The organism is Paenibacillus glucanolyticus NBRC 15330 (assembly GCF_004000885.1).
Lineage (GTDB): Bacteria > Bacillota > Bacilli > Paenibacillales > Paenibacillaceae > Paenibacillus_AQ > Paenibacillus_AQ glucanolyticus.
Map to the genome: position 1 here is coordinate 72,070 of NZ_BIMC01000023.1, position 19,262 is coordinate 91,331.

Annotated in this window: 11 protein-coding genes, 1 other RNA gene and 3 pseudogenes; 2 read left to right on the top strand and 13 right to left on the bottom strand. The window is 39.4% G+C overall.

Translation table 11 applies throughout. The features are described from left to right. Nucleotides 1–762: 762 nt before the first annotated feature. From PGL02S_RS24270 to PGL02S_RS24310, 9 genes and pseudogenes are all read right to left on the bottom strand, one after another. Complete coding sequence (locus PGL02S_RS24270) at nt 763–1,368, bottom strand: response regulator transcription factor (RefSeq protein WP_036636372.1); 606 nt, start codon at nt 1,366–1,368, stop codon at nt 763–765. After that, on the bottom strand, nt 1,369–2,541 hold the full coding sequence (locus PGL02S_RS24275; protein ID WP_036636368.1) for a sensor histidine kinase: 1,173 nt from the start codon (nt 2,539–2,541) through the stop codon (nt 1,369–1,371). Beyond that, nucleotides 2,542–3,285, bottom strand: coding sequence for an ABC transporter permease (locus tag PGL02S_RS24280; RefSeq protein WP_036636366.1), 744 nt, complete (start codon nt 3,283–3,285; stop codon nt 2,542–2,544). A 27-nt stretch (nt 3,286–3,312) separates the two neighbouring features. Next, nucleotides 3,313–4,218, bottom strand: a pseudogene (locus PGL02S_RS24285) (ABC transporter ATP-binding protein). Nucleotides 4,219–4,408: 190 nt separating this feature from the next. After that, nucleotides 4,409–5,735 (bottom strand): annotated as a pseudogene (locus tag PGL02S_RS24290) (IS3 family transposase). 192 nt (nt 5,736–5,927) lie between these two features. Beyond that, on the bottom strand, nt 5,928–6,539 hold the full coding sequence (locus tag PGL02S_RS24295; RefSeq protein ID WP_036636361.1) for a DUF4352 domain-containing protein: 612 nt from the start codon (nt 6,537–6,539) through the stop codon (nt 5,928–5,930). A 377-nt stretch (nt 6,540–6,916) separates the two neighbouring features. Then, entirely contained in the window at nt 6,917–8,062 is a 1,146-nt protein-coding gene (locus PGL02S_RS24300) for a hypothetical protein (protein ID WP_063455973.1), read from the bottom strand. A gap of 465 nt (nt 8,063–8,527) precedes the next feature. Then, nucleotides 8,528–10,177: a hypothetical protein gene (locus PGL02S_RS24305; RefSeq protein ID WP_036644377.1), complete on the bottom strand. Its 1,650-nt coding sequence runs from the start codon at nt 10,175–10,177 to the stop codon at nt 8,528–8,530. Between the two features lie 766 nt (nt 10,178–10,943). Beyond that, nucleotides 10,944–11,216 carry a DUF6809 family protein gene (locus PGL02S_RS24310; protein ID WP_036644375.1) on the bottom strand — a complete coding sequence of 91 codons (273 nt, stop codon included), beginning with the start codon at nt 11,214–11,216 and terminating at the stop codon, nt 10,944–10,946. Between the two features lie 149 nt (nt 11,217–11,365). On the opposite strand from PGL02S_RS24310, the gene PGL02S_RS24315 reads away from it, so the two are divergent. Next, nucleotides 11,366–11,614: a helix-turn-helix domain-containing protein gene (locus PGL02S_RS24315; protein WP_036644373.1), complete on the top strand. Its 249-nt coding sequence runs from the start codon at nt 11,366–11,368 to the stop codon at nt 11,612–11,614. A 98-nt stretch (nt 11,615–11,712) separates the two neighbouring features. Then, the gene (locus PGL02S_RS24320; protein ID WP_036644371.1) at nt 11,713–15,171 is read left to right on the top strand and encodes an ATP-binding protein; all 3,459 of its coding nucleotides are present in this window, start codon (nt 11,713–11,715) and stop codon (nt 15,169–15,171) included. Between the two features lie 855 nt (nt 15,172–16,026). Here the strand turns inward: PGL02S_RS24320 and PGL02S_RS24325 are convergent. The 4 genes and pseudogenes from PGL02S_RS24325 to PGL02S_RS24340 form a co-directional block, all read right to left on the bottom strand. Continuing rightward, a complete protein-coding gene (locus tag PGL02S_RS24325; protein WP_157659626.1) occupies nt 16,027–17,049 on the bottom strand; it encodes an Abi family protein in 1,023 nt (340 codons plus the stop codon). Nucleotides 17,050–17,635: 586 nt separating this feature from the next. Continuing rightward, nucleotides 17,636–18,000: a transfer-messenger RNA gene (ssrA, locus tag PGL02S_RS24330) on the bottom strand. 265 nt (nt 18,001–18,265) lie between these two features. Beyond that, entirely contained in the window at nt 18,266–18,745 is a 480-nt protein-coding gene (smpB, locus tag PGL02S_RS24335) for an SsrA-binding protein SmpB (protein ID WP_036644366.1), read from the bottom strand. 151 nt (nt 18,746–18,896) lie between these two features. Then, a pseudogene (locus PGL02S_RS24340) lies at nt 18,897–19,262 on the bottom strand (ribonuclease R); the annotation flags it as partial.

Consider the following 19,262-nt stretch of genomic DNA (forward strand, 5'->3'; position numbering starts at 1 on the left):
GGAACTTGTTGAAGTAAAAGTAGACCTATTTAAATTATCTTTACCCTATGTTTTCATCTAATTTTTTTCGTATTGCTGAATTTACGAGAGACAAGCCATATGAAATTAAGTAATGAATTAGACCAACTAATGACGTCAAAGAGATCGATATGAATCTCACATTGAAGCTCCAAATATCTTTGAAAAGAAAATATGACGCAAAAAATGATAAACCATATAATATTACACTAAGCAAAATTTTAATTGAAATCTTTCTAATGAAGAATCGATTAATAAGAAACGATAATATTGAGAAAAGAATAAAGAAACTCGGTAAAAATATGAAAACCATAAATATATCAGTAAACAAAGGGAAATCGTTATCGACATATCTCGGCCAGAAGACAATTATACCGATAATTGATACGAATGAAGTAAGAAACATCCAGAGTTTTAATAGACCATTCAATCATAAACACCTCCTGCTTGAAACAATAACAAGATAATCGTAAAAAAGAGAACCAACTTAAGGGTACTCTTCAGTACAGAGCTTAAAATAGAGTGATGGCACTATTTTCAACAATCAATCTTTTTTAGAAACTTCAATTCAAAACACAAGTTATGGAGCCTTAACCCTCTCCACTTCAGATGACAGGATTATCACCGAACTCTATGTAAATCATTTCACCTTATACAATATAGAGCTTAACAGCTCCCTAATCCTCTGTTCTACTTCGCTCTTCCTCATCTGATACGCTTACCTCCATTATCTCGGAGCTCTCCTTAATCCAACCATCCCTTGCTACGTGCGATATCTATCGCCTCAATCCGTGTATTCGCCCCAAGCTTCCCAATCGCTTCTGACATATAGTTCCGTACCGTTCCATAGGATAGAAACAGGTGTGCTCCAATATCTTGAAGAACTAAACCTTGGGCAGCCAACTTCATGACTTCACGCTCCCTGGGTGATAATGGACATGGATCATCCCATACCGCGAGCGACAATTCTGAATTGATGACACGTTTCCCATCATAGACCCGACGAATCGCATCAGCCAGTTCCTCGCTGCCCGTATCTTTAAGAAGATATCCATAAACTCCTGCCTGCACAGCCCGCTGGAAATATCCAGGACGCGCGAATGTCGTCAAGATGATGACACGACAAGCTAACTTATTTTTTTGAACCAATTCCGCAATATCTAACCCCGTTTTCAGTGGCATCTCAATATCCAGAACAGCGACATCGGGTTCATATTGCTGAATCATGGACATCACTTCTTCCCCATTTTCAGCTTGACCGACTACTTCAATATCATCTTCTAACGAGAGTAAAGTTGCCAGTGCTCCCCTTAATAACTTTTGATCTTCTGCCAAAACAATACGAATCATCTAAGCTCTACCTACCTTTTCATTTCGTATTACCCTAGGTATATGTAAGGTGACTTCCGTCCCCTTGCCTGAGGACGAAGACAGCGACATACGTCCGTCGATCATAACCAACCGTTGCCGCAATCCGGCGAGGCCATTACTGCTAGTATTGAATTGTTCCGTATCTGCCCCAATACCGTCATCACGTACAGATACACGAACTTCCCCTTCCTGAATGTCTAGATGAACGTTGCACTTTGTTGCTCGGCTATGTCGAACCACATTTGTAATCGTCTCGCGAAAACACATTGCCAAAATCGTCTCCTGCAAGGGTGTTAACGGAAGCGGATTGTTCACTAAAGCGTATTCCATTCCTACATTAGAAAGTCTGGGATCTGAAATCGATTGATATTGAAATAAAAGCGGTATGCCCGCAGCTGAACATAACGATACAGCATGCTTATACTCGTCAGCGAAATATGTAACTTTCATCTCCGTAACCAATTCACGCATTTGTTTCAAGGCTGCACGTGCCGTTTCTCGTATTTCTCGAGCCTCTTCTATCGCTCTCTGGGGATGACGATTGACCAGTTTCTCAACGACCTCCCCTTTTAATGCGATTAATGACAGCGTATGTCCCAATGTATCATGTAATTCACGTGCGATCCGCTGGCGCTCCTCCTGCTGTGCCATTCGTTCAGCAGTTTCTGCCCGCAGTCGCGCAGACTTCTGTTGAAATCGAGTCGAAGTTCGAATAATATACGGCAGAATACAGATGCCAAACATAGGCACCAGCCCTATCCATACTAGGCTGCCCATCCGATCCAAGTAAGGAACAGCGATAAATCCCATAGCTACAGTGAAAACGATCGTTATAGAGAGTAATATCGGCAGCTTTTGTTTGCTCAGCGGAGCAGCTATCATAAAACCTATAAACGTATACATAGGGTGAAATACAGCTGCTAAAATTAAAAGTATACCCACCTGAACGATCAATATTGGCGTGGCCCACTTTGCATAAAAGTAGGATTGTCGAAACGATAGAACGAATATGCCTAACAGAACAAAGCCAAGCCACTGTATACTTGATGGCTCATAGAGTAAAAAGTACATGGGTATCATTAAATTTGTTAACAAAATATAAGGGGCGACTCCTTCCGATTTTGGAAAGAGACGCCACTTTTCTCTATTCAATTAGACCGCATCCCGTCGATTATATATATAGATTGATAGTAGCATAAAGAGGAGACCGCATCCTGTCAAAATTATGAAATCAATACTTGCTGGATTTTTTCCAGCGATCATATTCCATGCCCCATTTGCGTAACGGTGAGATGGAAGCCATTCCCCGACCGAGCCCATCCAACTTGGCAAAGTACTAAGCGGCATCCATAGCCCCCCCACAATGGCAAGTCCCATCTGTAATACATTTCCGATTGCAACGGAGGTATTCGCATTTTTAAGCGTTCCTAACAAGGCACCAAGCGCCAGAAACGATATGCTCCCAATCCATAACCATAATCCGCATAAAATCCATTGCCCGGCTGTCAATTGTATATCATGAACAAGGCCAGCAGATAAAAATATAACAACAATAACGATCAAGTGAACAACCATTTGCGATACAATTTTGCTACCAATCCAGACTGTAGGAGATAGTGGAGTTAGCTTCAATAAGCGTACCCACCCGTCTTGATGCTCGAACGATAGACGGATACCGAATTGAGATACGGCTGTACCAATCAAACTGAATGCAGTCATCGACATTAATGAAAAGACACCCCAAGTTGTCGATTGAATCGATTTATCTACCCCATTCATACTTGCAAATAAAAAGTAGAAAGCAAGCGGCATCGCAATGGAGAAGAGTAAGAAAAATGGACTACGGATAATTCGTATACTTTCTGCTTTGGTCTGGGCAACAAACATATGTAACATGGCTATTTTCCTCCTAAAAATGTTTTTTTATCGTATAATCGTTGGTTTATGTGTACCTGTAAGACTTAGGAATGTATCTTCTAAGCTGGCAGATTGTATATCAATATCCGAAATTCCCCATTCAGACTGCATCAGTGTAAATAACAATACATCGGTCTCTTGAGCATACAGACGAATTCGCTCGCCGTTGCATTCTGCCTTTTCTACACCAGGTAATGTGAGCCATTCCTGCTCAGCTGGCGCGTTCGCCGCTCGAAATGAAACGGTTCTAAGTGCTGTTTGAGCCTTTAAACGTTCCGGAGTCCCTTCCGCAACAACCTGCCCTCTAGCGACTACTGCGATGTGATCTGCGACAGCATCAGCTTCATCTAAATGATGTGTAGTCAAAAGCACCGTACGTCCGTCACTTGCCAGTGCTTGGATGGTGTCCCAAAAGCGGCCACGAGCCTCGATATCCATTCCGATGGTTGGTTCATCAAGCAGGAGAAGCTCTGGATTTCCCGCCAAGCTTTGGGCGAAAGCTAATCTACGACGTTGTCCTCCAGACAGCGAGGATGCGCGTCGTTTCTGATCCGCGTGGAGACCCGAAATGTCTAACAATCGCTCTAGCGACATCGGATTACGATACTAACTGCGGAACAATTGAAGCACTTCTTTGACCGTAAGTCCATCTGCTGCTTTAACATCCTGCAAAAGCGCTCCAACGCGTTGCCGTAATTCTTTTGTTCCAGACGGCATCCCCAAGACCCTGACTTCTCCTGATGTTGGCTTGATCATTCCGAGTATCATGGAAATGGTTGTTGTCTTGCCTACACCGTTCGGTCCGAGCAATGCTGAAATTTGGCCTTTCTCAAATGATAGATTCATATGATCAACGGCACAGTAGTCGCCGAATTTCTTTACTAGATTTATACATTCAATCGCCTTTGTCATTTTGTCCTAACCTCCGCTAATTTCTTCTTTCGTTACTTGATGTCCTTATTGTATTGAAAAAGCGCGAGATGCAATTAGTGTGGGTTGTCACAAGCCGGATATGACAAATGTCAGAAAAAAGAAAGCAAAAAAGAAGGACCTCTTAATCTGGCCCCTATGTCAAGGACACTTTAAAAAAGGGGATTCCGGCTTAGGCAGCAGACAAAAGATGATTCCTGTATTGCACAGGGGTCATCTTTTTTAATCCCCATTGGTATCTGTGGTTATTGTAGTAGCGGATATATCGGTCAATCTCTTGCTGCAAATCACTTAAAGATGAACAACTACGACTCTTTACATGATCCTTCATGTGTCCAAAAAATGATTCTTGTTGGGCATTATCCCAGCAGTTTCCTCGTCTAGACATCGATTGGCCAAGTCCATTCTGTTTAAGCAGTTTTTGGTATTGAGGGCTTGTATAATGACTACCTTGATCGGAATGTATGAATGCATCCCTGTGCAGTCTAACACGCCTCTGCTTCATAAGTGCATCAATGGTCTCTGTTGCAATAGACATGGTGATTCTGTCAGATACTTTGTAGGCTAGGACCTCACCTGTGGAAGAATCTAAAATAGTCGACAAATAGCCCATCTCCGTACGTCCATAAGGGAGATAGGTGATGTCTGTAAGCAACGCCAAGCCGGGTACATTCTTCTTGAAATCTCTATGTAAGGTGTTAGGAAGCGTTCGATGTTCCTGTGTAGCCTTAGCCATACGTTTGTAGGGGTTAGGTTTTCTGGGGACATACGAGGTTTAACTTTTTCATAAGCCTGCGGATTTTCTTTAAGTTGAAAACCACTCCAAATTCGTTTTCAAGGGTCATTTTAATGGAGCGAGAGCCCTTTTTGAATCCTCTTCGATTGAATGCTTTTTTAATCAGTCCTCCAGCCTCCTCATCTGAACGAATACGCTTCAAACGGGACGCAATGGCCTTTAAATAGCTGTAGTACCCTGAGCGAGATACGTTAAGTAATTCGCAGAAGTAGCGAGTCATGCGCTCAAGCCCTTGGTCTACAGCGTTCTTAATCAATTCAAATAGTTCACTCTTTCTTAAATTCGTTCCTTTTGTTACCAGCAACCTTTCTTTCGAGTCTAACTTTTTTAACAGTTCTACCTGAGATTCGAGAAGTTTAATTTTTGCTTCCTGCTTCGCAATAACCTCGTCTGGTGTAGGTTCGCGCTGTAGCGGACGCCCTGAGGATTCTTTTCGTGAATCAGTCAGTCCGATGATCACGTCCTGTTAATAGGCTTTCTTCCATCTGTCGGCAGACTGCTCAACACGTTTTGTGCCGAGCACCTCTATGTCGAAACCACTTGTTTCAAAGATCTCTCTAGGAGTTTTCCCCAACATATATTGATCGATGAACAACCGCTTGAATTCATCTGCATAGGTAATGGATTTATTGCTAACTCTGGTCACATATTTATTACTTGATAAAATCTCGCGCTCATTCTCATTGAAGTGCTTCTTGCTCACGTCGTTGTCATCCTCCCCAAGGTACTCTACCAGTATACAAAAAGATACCCATAGCCGGGGCACTTTTTTCGTAGTGTCCTGACTATGGGTACCAGTGTATCTGGGGTCCTTCTTTTTTGAAACTAAAAAACCGAAAGCCTTGGGAGAAATCCCTTACGCTTTCGGTTTATTTCATACTAGTGGCAACTTCAACTATCTTAAATTGATTGTCGCCTTGTCCTTATCATCTTCAAGCTTAAGAATCAAACTATCTTCGGATGTAGCTACCGTGTCAGGTACTTCCATTACAACAAATCCGGTTTTTGAAGATAGCGGCTTAATACTCTCATTGCTAAGATCTTTATCTATCATAGTGATCGTATATTTATACTCATATTTGTCCTGGAAAATCGCCTTCATATCAACTCCGCCAATCATTGACGTAAAGTTGTCAGCTTCCGTTCCTTCATTAGTAACCGTATAATTTAAAATCAAAAACTTATTGCCCTCATCTGCACTAGAAGATAAGTAATCATCACTGACTTTTTGATTGAATTCAAAAGAGTCCAGCACAACTTCCCAATCGCCCAATTTGAACTTGTCTCCAGTTTTGTATGTAACTTCTTTCGGCGCTTCTTGCTCCTTAGCCGGTTCTTCTGCAACAGCTTCACCTGTTTGCTCCTCATTTGCGTTCGCCTCAGTGCCTTGATCCTTTACAGCAGCATTAGCATTCTGTGTTCCTGTTGATGTAGAGGCAGCATCTCCACACGCAGTAACCAATAATAACAATGCTACCAATACAATCCCAAAACTAGCCTTTCTCAAAACCTCTCCCCCTTTTTTCTACATATTACCACATATTACGTATTTTTTGGTTCCTAAGTTTCATTTTATTCAATAATTTCCCTTTCTTTTGTCCTAAATTCGTGATATATTAACTTAATTTTTCCACACTCCCTGGTTTCATCAAAATTAAGGAATTGCTCTAATGCTATGTGGAAGAGAGTATGTCACATCTGGACCAAGCAACATAGGGGTCTTTATTTGTTATGTATCTATTTGATTATATGAGGATACAAAAAAGCGACCTATACTAAGGTCCACTTTTCGATGTTATGTATGGAGCATCATTACCTAAATACGGTGTGCGTGACTACGGTGTATTCCCCATCCTGAAATACTGCTTACTCATCCGTGAAATATTAAATTGTCCTGTCTATTCGTTTAACATCAGTGATTTCAAATTTATATGTTCTTTGCAGCTCTGCAACCTTATCTTCCTGCTTTTTTTCAAGCAACATCAATTCATGTTTTATATATGAATTGTTAATTTTCCGCCCATCCCGACTAGCTTGATTTGAAAGTCTTAATTGTTCAATTTCTGCTCTAAGTTTCTCTTGTTCAAGTAATTCTGTTTGTTGCTGCTTTTTTGTCAGTTCAATTGATTCTCGAACGTGTTCATCAACAAGTTTTTGACTTGAATTGTTGAGTAATTTAGTTATTAACGGCACACCTATTAAGCTCACGCCTATCGAAACAAGGTCAGGGTTTATTTTTTTATATTCAATTAGCTGTACAAAGTTCTCGTCCACTTTTTTTTTGTTTACTTGCCCTTCAACCAATAGAGTACATGTTCCTTTTTTTCTATCTACAATATATATAAGTGGTCTACTTACTTTATTGAAGTAATATTCAAACTTATTGAAATAATCTTTCAATCTTTTATTCTTAATTTCAGTATGATTGGACAGAGATTCCTTAACCTCTTCTATGGCAACAGAATTTTTCTCATAATCTTTTAAGTTTGCTTTTGATTTTTCAAATATATCATTTAAAATACTTTCTGCTTTATCTATTTCACTTTCAGGCTTTCTTTCAATTTCCGTTAGTATTTGCGATTTAATTACTTCATGATGTGTATCTACGGATTCAAAATCAAACCCATTTAACAATTCGCTTAAAATCCAATCAGTATTACGTTTTGAGTATCCAAACTGATTTATTTTATCTCTAATTTTTTCAACAACACTAAAAACCTCAAACAACTGTACGTTTTCAGCAGATGGGTATAAAAAAATAGGTTTTCCAATATAGACTAACTGCATCATTTCGCTTGAAGAGTTTAACTCAATTCGTTCTAATTTATCGTTTATATTTTCAGCCTTAAAAGATGAATCCATTATGAAAACATCCTCAGGCCGAGTCCCTTCTGAGAAGGCAGTTCTTAATTCGTTCAATAAAGAATTTTTATAAAAACTTGAATTTAACTTCATTAAAAAGCGACTTATTTCCCAAACCGACATTCTATATTCTTGATTTCGCTTTAAATGCAATTCTAACTTCTCCATACTCAGTTGCTCACCTTTCCTTATTTCCCTGAAATGGTTTCTTGTTATTTATTAACATAAACTTATTCACATCATAGCAAATATCTCCAGTTGCGTATAGATCATAAGAACTACAATTCGACATCTCTTAGACTGAAATCTACTATTTCTGCGTTGTCGCCCTTGGAAATAGAAAAAGCGGACAGTTAGAATCGAATCTAACCATCCGCTTTTTCTATTTGAACCATACAGTAACAGAGAATCCACCAAAGATGTATCGGGTGTTCGTTTTTAAGTAGGTTGGTGGAGGCGAACCGTGGCTGTGCAAAACCACAATTCGCCGCCGTGTGATGCTCAGTTTGTTTGGGGTGGTTGCTTAGCTTATTTAGATTCGAGCGTCTGGATCACGCTATATTACTAGCCAAGTAGAATGGATTCAATAAATAAATGAAACACCAATTTTCTCACACAGCGTAAGCAAATTATCTAAGTCACTTTATCACCCCATGCTTTTACAAGTAGATTCTCTTCTACAGGTTCAGCATGTGTAGCTTTTCCATCAGCCCATTCAGCCGCAATGTATTCCTCCCATGATTCATACCTTCTTAACTCATTGTTTTGACGAGCGTGGAATTCTTCAGCTGCATGTATATTTGCTTCCGCTTCTTCCTCCGGATCGATCTCCTCTATCCTTGTAAAGTCATCAAAATCTCGTCCACATTCATCCCTATGGAAAATGTATCCACCACCACTGTATGGCTCACCCTTAACGATGACTCCAGTGAAGTCCTCATACGCAAAGCCTCTCAGCTTCGTAGCCTCTCCGTTCCACGGTATACCGTTCTTAAATTCACCATGAAAGACTTGCTCATTTTTCTCATATAGCGTGCCATTTTTAAACTGGTCCTCTTCCCATTCCCCGGAAAAAGATACTCTTCCTTTTTTATAGCTTGTCCCTTGGCCTTGTCTATACCCGTTGACAACCGAACCTTGATAAATCATGTGCCCGTTCTCTGCGTACCATGTATCAAAACCATCATTGATTCGACCGTTTTCAAGTTTTCCAGATATTAGTGCTTTCGGTATAGCACTTTTTGTGCTAACTATGTGAATATGCGAAACCTCTCGATCTCCGTTATCCCATTTATATGTTAATTTACATCTAACTGCGTCACCGAAAAATGCAAGTCTGCTGCCAATCATGGGTCGCCCCATTATAAACTCACCACTAAATCCAGATTCCTGCTCTCCCCACGAATTATATAGTTGCCCTCTCCCTTTAAACTTTCCGATTTCATCAAGCCCGCCTTTATAAAAGGTGACAGTGTTCACGGTTATCACCCATTCGTCGAGTTGCATTTCCTCGTTTCGCTCGGTATACCTCATAACCTTCTCGGGAGGGAAAGTTGCCAGATGTATTTTCCTAAACACAACAAACAAATCCAACGACATGATTTCTTCAAAATAGACATCGGCGATCAACACCTTAAACTCAAGAATCAGCGGTGTAGGGATCGCTTCTACAAGATACTTATCTGCCAGTCGCTTCACTTCAGCCTTAAGAGAATCATTACCGTCTTTCGTAATCCAAGACTCTAGATTCGATTGCAACATGAAAAAATCTTCGTAGAAACGATACAAATATCGTAGTTCTTGAGCCAATAAATGCCCGCGCAATGTCGCAACATTTTTATTCCAATCCTCGCTAAAAAACAACCGGGATGGATAAGGATGCCCTTGCTTAATAATTAGACTCTTGTATATCTCCAACAAATTGCTTAGTGCTCGTTCTATATCGTAATACACGATTAATGCACTTTCACGAACGATCTCTTGGTCACGCTTTTCTTCGATCTGCTTAGAGTGTTCTGTTACCTTAAGTGTACGTTCCCCCACCTTCCAGACTAAAAAGCTGAAAAGCGTTGTACTTAAGAAGCCGTACACGCCCAATAAAAACATAAGAACCAGAAAAAGAGCAGCTACAGCGTCTTTCGTAACAGTCGGTTTACCTCTTAAATCGTACATCTTTTGGAATGCATCAAACAAATCTCCAAATACTAAATATGAAAGGACTAACGAAATAACTATTGGCAATATTCCGACCACAAGGAGGGTACTTATCCATTTTTTATTCATGTCGAGACGACCTCCAACACATAATCTTATAACAGATATATTAGCATATCGAGAACCACATGGAATAAATCTAATTAACCCTAACAGGAGAAGCAGGAGTTCAAGCTCATACAAGTTACATAAAACTCACATGGCTTTTCGCCACAATCTCGGAATGAAAATGTAAAGCTTTGTCTTTGCAGTAATGTAATCCCCAATACTAGTAATACCTAAGAGATTATTAAACAAAGATGAAGAACCCCTGTCCACTTTAACCATTGAGGTTTTGTGTGGACAAGGGTTCATTTTTCCGAGGGGAGTCGAACCCCTGTCCGAAGATAACGACAGCACAAGCTTCTATGGGTGTGGTGACAGATTTGATGTCTCCCTAGGAACTCCCTGTCACCGGATTCCCTTCAGGTCAGCCTGATTGTGATTGTCTTCTTCAGCTAGCCCCAAGCGGAGACAAGATACTGTTTAATTGGCCCTTATCGTTGATCGAGGTCGACGCATCTCACTACATCATTCAATCCATGAAGTTACATACAAGCAATATATCATTGAGATGATAAGGATAAGTCTTGGAATAAACTTTATATAATCCTTACTATCGGAGGATCCATTTCATATGAGGTTACATCCTGTGTCTTATCATCACCTTTAACGATGATCATAGATCTCTCTCGGTCTATAGCTGCCTCCAAAGTAGGTGCTAATAGTCGATATTTTACGATATTAAAAAAGACACGATTCGTGTCTTTACGCAGTTTATAAGTATGATGACTGATCACACGATCTCAGAGTACACCTCGATGATCATCCTCGCTCCCAGCCTAAAACCATCAGCAAAAGAAGCCGCCATTTCCAGCCCTTGGACTTGTCGACATAAATCTAATAACTCCTCAAGCTCATGAAAATCATCATCGGAAAGCTTCTTCATCCAGACTTCCATAGACTCGGATAATTGCCGGCTCAATTGCCGATACTGAGGATCGGTGGAAACAGCCTTTTCTGCAGGATTTAACTGCCCGTAATATAGGGATTCCAGAAAGCTTGGCATGGGAGACTCCTTTTTTATTAAATGATTCGCGGATCGATAAACACTGATAAATGCATTTTGTTACGTATATGAGTACCAGCGTTGAGATCATTATACGGTACGCTTATGCGTATAGTCAAGTTGAAATCGATCTTTGAGAGGTGATTATAATGAGGAGAAAAGTTGTCGTTAAAATCTCGGAATTGACCAAGGCACATAATATTTCTTTGCGGGAATTATCCCGAATATCCGATGTACGGCACGCTGCATTAAGTGAACTCGCCAATGGAAAACGGGAAAGTATCAGCTTTAGCCATATTGAAAGAATCGCTGAAGCTTTGAATATAACTGATATTCGGGAGATTATTGAGTTAGTGGATGAGAGGGAAGGTATTCACATTTATAATGAGAAGCTATAACGACAAGTAATTAAAATATTTTGCCCGTAAAATCGCTGACCTATGTCAAATGTAGAATTAGACTATAGCTAATTCCTCAAGAGAATGGAGGTTTATATATGCCTAACTATAACTTTCATGATTTACTAGAGCCCCTCGAATTTGAAAAACTAATTTGTGATATTGTTCAAGTAAGGGAAGATTTTTTTGTAGAAATGTATAAAGAAGGTCGTGATTCAGGTATTGACGGTTCTTATATATTCCACGGCAAAAAAACCGTTATTCAAGCAAAACGCTATAAACAAAATTTCAAACAACTCTACAATAGCTTGAAAGACATTGAACTGCCTAAAGTGCGCAAGTTAAAACCTGACAGATATATCTTGGGTGTTTCAATTACTTTTCAACAAGGGGAAAAAGAACAAATTCAAGAATTATTCGAGGGGTTTATAACTAGTACAAATGATATCTTAAGCAAAGTAGATATTAATAGACTATTGGAAGAACCAAACTACAAATGGGTAGAGTTAGCTCATCCTAAACTTTGGTTACCAAGCATTAATGTGTTTCAAAAATTCCTTAAAGAGTCCACTCACCGCGCACTGTATAAAGAATCAGCTGAAGAACTTAAAGAAGCATTGAAAGCATCTAATACGTTCGCCCCCACTCGAATCTATCGTGAAGCGTTACAAAAATGGTCTCATAATCATGTAATTGTCATTTCTGGAGAACCTGGTGTTGGAAAAACAACGATAGCATATCTTTTAGCATTGGCATACCTGCAGCCAGACGACCTAAGTGGGTTTATATGGGCATACTCTATTAAAGATGTCTATAATATGCTTGAGGATGATAAAAAACAAGTCATTATACTAGATGATTTTTGGGGGAGTATTTTTCACAATGAAAGCACTCGTAGAAATGATGAAAATCAGCTTCATAAACTCATTCAACGTATAATAGACTTTGGTGGAAATAAACGCCTTATCTTAACAACAAGGGAATACGTTCTTCGTCAAGGTCTTCAAAAACAACCTATGCTAAAGGAAAAACTAGAGCAGTATGCTCTAATTTGTACGGTGGAGGAATATAGCACTATTGAAAAGGCCAGTATTTTGTTTCAACACTTATACTCATCAAATTTACAATATGAATATGTTACCTATTTATTCCAAAACTGCAGTCGAATAATAAATCATGAGAATTATAATCCCCGTGTACTTGCCCTCTACCTAAACAAGGTACCAGATAAAGATTCTGCCCCAGAAGAATATTATATTGATCTTTGTGATTATTTTGATAACCCTGGTTCATTCTGGGAGGATATTTTTTTGGAGCTTTCTCAAGAGGCACAGATTGTAGCCATGCTATTGCTAATCTCTTCAACTCCCATGTACCTCGAAGATATGAAATGCTGCTATGCAAAGTTTATAGATACTCGTACAAACAGAATGGAAATAAAAAAGCTAAGTGACAGTATCTCTGAACTTGAAAGAACTATGATTAAGTCTTTTTATAGTGACGAAGAAGACGAAATTTTATTAAAATTCAGCACGCCTTCTGTGCAGGATTTTTTGTATTCATATATCAAAGAACATACTGAACAATTTATTCCTGAACTTTTACAATGCTGTGCTTACTACAATCAACTTCAGTTTCTATTGGAGCATTTTTCTGAGGACTCCAGTAACCATGTCATGGAAATGATAGAGCAGCAATGTATATTACATTACGAAGATTATCTTTATAGCTATCATAACGAACCCGATACCAGTTGGAATTGGGGGCCTGACTTGGTAAATGATTTACCTAGTGGGGAAGAGGAGCTTAATAGATTCTTTCATTTGCTTTGTTGTTGTGATCCGCATCTACATTCCTCACTTTTTAACTTTTTAGAAAGAGAAATTAAGAATTACTGTTTAACTATGGGGCATGGAAATATAAAAGCACAGTACGTAGATCTTCATAACTTACCTGATATTATAGTTAGGTGCACTAATAAAGGTATGTCGTTTATAGGAAAAGATATTCTAAATCAATTTTATAAAGAAGCATTTAGTGTACATCATTATATGGCTATGGAGAAGCTTCAAATAGTGTTTCCAGAAGAATATAGTACTTACCACGACACTTATTATAAGAAGATAAAAAATGAACTGAAAACAACACTATTGGCCGAAATAGAATTACTTGACTATTTAAATATGGATATGGAGCTTGATCTTCTTGTCGATAACATTCCAGAAATACTCCACCATTTCGACCTTCGATACACTAACCAATTCGGAGAAAAAGTAACCTCTTTGTGTGGCCGAAAACCGTTCTTATTAGAAAAGCAGATTGGAGTTACGAAAGACTACAGTATTTATAAGCATGAAAAAGAAGAGTCATTTGAAGTTGTTAAACAGGATGCTGAAAGGTGGCTTTTTGGACCTAATGAGATTGAACTCGAGGATGAGCAGATCTTAGAACTCATAACTTGGTCTGATCTTCGATCCTCTCTAAAAAAAGAGTTAAAGGAGATATTAACAAATAATCATTCCCATTATATTCATGACTATTTACAAACTAGGGAATCAATACAACTACTCTTCGCATCAATGGGCGATCTTGAATGTCTACCCGAACAAGAAAGTAGCTTATGCTTAATGATGATCCAACATATACACCTACAAAATACAGAATTACAGCATATTAACCTAGTCGGTTTCTGTACTGAAGCTTTTTTATTATTTATGTATCAAGATGAACCTGTGATACGTGCATCGGAATTTTTATCAAGCGACATATATAATCACTATTTAAAAAACGATCCTGCTCTTTATAAAGTTGTCTTTGATAATCTGATCCTTCAAGATTCACAATGGGTTCGTTTCCTTCACATCCCTATCTATACTTTCTGTTATGCTTTTATAACATGCATGGAGTTCAGGAATGGTAGGGATTCCGAGGAATTCCATCAAGAATATTTGGAAAAACTATTAGGAAGTAATTCTGACAAATTAAAGCTTACTATTAATCATGATAAAGGAACTGAAAAAAGAATTTATTATGCTGACTTCGGAGCCTACTATTTTAAAAATTATGATTGGGAAAGAAAATTGTATAGAATGTACGAAGAACTAGATCCTTTTCAATTTAATCGTTTATATGTTGGTCCTAAAATTGAAGGATTTTTAAATCAACTTGGATATGAAAACGAAGACAACAAAGTAATAAATTATCTTTCCCTCTGTGAATATAAATTTATTTACGAAGACTCTGGAGATCCTCATTATTCAATGGCTTCTATTTCTGACGATCTCTCGATGTTTGAGCATTTAAATATCACTAAAGATTGGGCTCCATCTCCTAAAAAACTAAGTAAAAAGAGATTTAATGAATTCAAGAAAAACAAAGATATATGCACTGAACATAATGAGAATTGGTCAATTCTAGTATATAAAATTAAGGAAGTTGAATTACTAAGAGAACTTGGGGCCTATGAAGAAGCACTAAAGTTAATAAAAGAAGTAGAGAAAATCCATTCAAGATTTTCTTATGGGGATTATTCATCGATTTTATGTTATCGATATTAATGACTTATTCTTAAGGAGAAACTAAACAGTTCAGAGAGAGGATTATCGTAAGACTTATCCTTAGAGTGAAATCATTATAGGAAGAACTATGCATAGTTTCAACATTAGCTGAAAAACAAAAAGCGACCTCATCGGGTCGCTTTTCTGATGGTATGTATGGAGGCGAGGGGAGTCGAACCCCTGTCCGAAGAAAACGACAACACAAGCTTCTACGGGTATAGTGACAGATTTGATATCACCCTAGAGACTCCCTGTCACCGAATTCCCTTCAGGTCAGCCTGATTGTCTTCTTCAGCTAGCCCCAGGCGGAGATGTGACAGCGTATCCCACTACTGGTTGTACTCCTAGGCTTTAATGGCCTGCACTTCAAGATGGATGCAAGAAATCCAAAGATTTTACTGTAGATATGGTTAATCATCAATTCGATCGTCAAAAACGGCTGCAATCATTAAAGCTCACTAGATCACGATTCTCGAATCATAAATCTAAGCTTTACTTACTGTATTTAACTATAAAGATACGCCAGTAGAGCTTCATAAGATTGGAACAAAGTTTGCGTTTTCTTTGAGATAGGATATTAGAGCACACTGAGGAGAAAGCATTCAGGGAGGAATACTTGTCTACTTCCATTCAGATCCTTACGAAGAAATAAGACTGGAAGGGAGAGGTTCCTGCAAGGGTTTGCAAAAATAAAAATGAATAGGGAAAAGGGATGCTTTAGAAGCATCCCTTTTCCCTGACTATACAGTTAACCTTTATCTCGGCTAACCCGCCGTCACGCACGATTATTGTATGTATATATTATACCACATATTCTTAAAAAAAAGCAAAACTAACATTAGTTAAGAAAAAAATTTATTTTACGCTTATTTTAAACCAATCTGAATGTTTTTTTCGCCCCATTCTTTCGAATATATTTAACATTAATCTTTTTTCACGTTTTGAAGTACAACGTTTGAAATAAAAATTTTGGCATAATTTCCCTATGTTTTTTAGGCTTTCGAATTGGGAGAGTACTAATAAAGTGTCGTAAAGTCTTATTTCATAGTTAATTGAGACTCCGCTAGTATTAGTTTTAGTTCTTAAGTCTAAATCACTTTTCATTCCCGCATCTATCCTTAAATTCTTTGATGTGCGAAATCTATTAACTAGTTGGAAATGAGCACAGGTATTTCTTAATTCTATAAAAATTTGTATTGAATTGATGAATTTTTGCTTATCAATATACTTCATTCCCATATCATTAATGACCTTTTCAAAAATATCTTTTTCAAACCCCAATAATAAATTAAAAAGAGGACCAAATTCAAGTACTTTTATAGTTACCCAAAATGGTGGATGATCATATGTGGATATATATGGATATTTAGCTTTGCAAAGCTCAATAAAATTACTATAAGTAGCCCCTTTAAAAGATCTATTAGTTTCAAATACCTTATTACGCGAAAAATACTTCCTTAAATCTTGGGGTAAACTTAAATGATGATGATTTAAACGAGGATCCGTGTACTTATTAATATCAATGTAACATGCAGAATCAGAAGCAGTTAAAAAATATTTTTCACAAAACCGATATGCCATGGAAGTTTTCAAACGGATTTCAAATTTGTCTAAGATTTTTAAAATCTCTAAGTTCAACTTTTTATCGAAATCATACAACAATAAAAAATCTTCAAAATATAGGCCGTTGTATTCTTTGTTGGCAGCTTTAGAATCTATTAATAATAATGTTTCGAATCCATTTATTAAATCAAAATAGTTCTTTTCCAACAGATGTTGTTTGGCTTTATTCTCATCCCTAATAATTAATTTTCTCTCTTTTAATAATTCAATCTGTTGGTCTAGCGACTTGAATGTTTTGGTAACATGTGTGCTCAAAGTAATCTCCCCAGTATTATTATTCTGAATAAAGGAAACCATTGGACCGAGCGTTATCCGTCTCCTCTCCTATGATGGGATAACGCTTTGCCCTGGCTATCAAACCTTTCGTACTCACTCTCTTATATCTGTTAGATAATAATCGTCTCCGTTATGTTATGTACCTCTCAGATAGACTCCATTGGGCCTTTTTTATATTACTCCCCATCCTACAGCACTATATAATTAGGTAAATTATATCACCAAAGGGTGTATGTACCAACAAAAGTCGCACTTTCAAACTCAATTTCTTATACTTTAAACTAGATATGTTTGATTTTCCCCAAAATAATAATAAAAAATACAATAATCATTACTTCGCTAATCCCTATTAAAACGTTACGCAGTCGCTCATTACAGATGACGTATCACTGCTCTGACTTCTTGTAGAATTGAGTCACCACATGCAGTAGCTTGATGAGTTAGCTATTGGTCTACTTACAACACAAAAGGCAAGTGCCCTTAGCAAAATACTGGCTTCGCTTGACATTTGGACTACAATTCAACCATAAGAAATGCGAAAACCCGCTCAATGAGCGGGTTCTATGTATGGAGGCGAGGGGAGTCGAACCCCTGTCCGAAGATAACGACAACACAAGCTTCTACGGGTGTAGTGACAGATTTGATGTCACCCTAGGAACTCCCTGTCACCGGATTCCCTTCAGGTCAGCCTGATTGTCTTCTTCAGCTAGCCCCAGGCGGAGACTAGACAGCGTATCCCACTAAAGTTGAGCCCTCATCCCGGTACATGGGCGATACAGAGCGAGAGCACGCTCACAGGTTATTAAGCTGCGAAAGCGTAGTTGTTTTGTTGTTTGCCGTTTAATTGGCTTTAGCGTTGATGAAGTGGACGCGTCCCCACTACCCGCTACTCATGCCCGAACTATCCCCGTCGAATCCAAAAACGCCCCCTTAAGTTGGAGAAATGCTGGTGCTTGGCACCTTAAGCGTTCCTGCCAAAAAGGGCTATCGGATTAAATCAAAGAATGTATTCAGTCATAGCAGTCCATCTATTGCGCATTCTTTCCCTCCAAGAAAGGAATACGCAGGCTGTATGCTGATTGTCAAAGATCTTATTGATCTCTCTTACATCACTTAGTATATCACATTTTACATCAAAATGATATATACATTGCAGGTAACACAGCTAAAAGCTGCCATCCGGCAAGTCGCTCCATTACCTTGCAATCTTCTGCTTCTCGCGCAGTGCACGCTGGATATCACGCTGAGCATCCTTCTTCGCGGCATCGGCACGCTTGTCGTACTGACGCTTACCTTTACCGAGGCCCAGTAATAACTTGGCATAACCGTTACGAATGTAGACTTTCAGCGGTACGATCGCGTAACCGTCCTGCTTGGACAGCCCCAGCAGCTTGCGGATCTGATCCTTATGCAGCAGCAGCTTCCGTGTACGCGTAGGGTCCGTCGGGTTGTTGCGGTTCCCCTGCTCGAACGGGCTGATATGCATGTTATGGATATGAATCTCGCCATTCCGAATGGTTGCGAACGCGTCTCCAATATTGGCACGGCCGTTCCGTATGGATTTGATCTCCGTTCCGGTCAGCACCATCCCGGCTTCATACGTATCCTCGATGAAATAATCATGGGAAGCTTTTTTGTTCTGGGCCAGAACCTTCCCGTCACTTTTCTTACCCATGGTCTCACCCCTTGTCGTCAACAATGTTTATGAAAAAAGGACTTCCGGCAGACCGCCAATATGCAATCTCACCAGAAGTCCATTGTATCAAACGTCTGCCTCCAAAAGCAAGGCGGGGCAAGCTTCTCCAGCGTAGATGGGAAGTGGAACCTTACTTTTTCTTCTTGCGGACAAAAGCGGCTGTACCGTTCCCGCCTTTGTTCTTCCGCTTGCGGCCACCGCCGCCTCCAGCAGAGCCATTGCCGCCGGAGTTACCTCCACCACTGACACCGCCCGGTGTTGCTCCGGCTCCAATGAAGATGCCGCTGCCCGACGTCTTCTTGCGTCGGTTCTTGCCACCGGCACCGCCTGAGCTGCGGGCATTGCGGTCAAAACCGAGGGCGCCGCCGCCCGCGGAGGTGTAACCGCCTTTGCCAGAGCCAAAGGCGAAGTTCGACGCCTGCGACGGCTGCTCGCCCGTCTCGGCAGCAGCTTCACCGCCGCCGCGCTTGCCGCGCCCGGCGGATGCGCCATCGCC

Excerpts from the sequence above, each read along its gene's own strand:
- PGL02S_RS24270 (WP_036636372.1), bottom strand. The coding sequence starts at position 1,368 with ATGATTCGTATTGTTTTGGCAGAAGATCAAAAGTTATTAAGGGGAGCA.
- PGL02S_RS24280 (WP_036636366.1), bottom strand. The coding sequence starts at position 3,285 with ATGTTACATATGTTTGTTGCCCAGACCAAAGCAGAAAGTATACGAATT.
- PGL02S_RS24300 (WP_063455973.1), bottom strand. The coding sequence starts at position 8,062 with ATGGAGAAGTTAGAATTGCATTTAAAGCGAAATCAAGAATATAGAATG.
- PGL02S_RS24305 (WP_036644377.1), bottom strand. The coding sequence starts at position 10,177 with ATGAATAAAAAATGGATAAGTACCCTCCTTGTGGTCGGAATATTGCCA.
- PGL02S_RS24310 (WP_036644375.1), bottom strand. The coding sequence starts at position 11,216 with ATGCCAAGCTTTCTGGAATCCCTATATTACGGGCAGTTAAATCCTGCA.
- PGL02S_RS24315 (WP_036644373.1), top strand. The coding sequence starts at position 11,366 with ATGAGGAGAAAAGTTGTCGTTAAAATCTCGGAATTGACCAAGGCACAT.
- PGL02S_RS24320 (WP_036644371.1), top strand. The coding sequence starts at position 11,713 with ATGCCTAACTATAACTTTCATGATTTACTAGAGCCCCTCGAATTTGAA.
- smpB (WP_036644366.1), bottom strand. The coding sequence starts at position 18,745 with ATGGGTAAGAAAAGTGACGGGAAGGTTCTGGCCCAGAACAAAAAAGCT.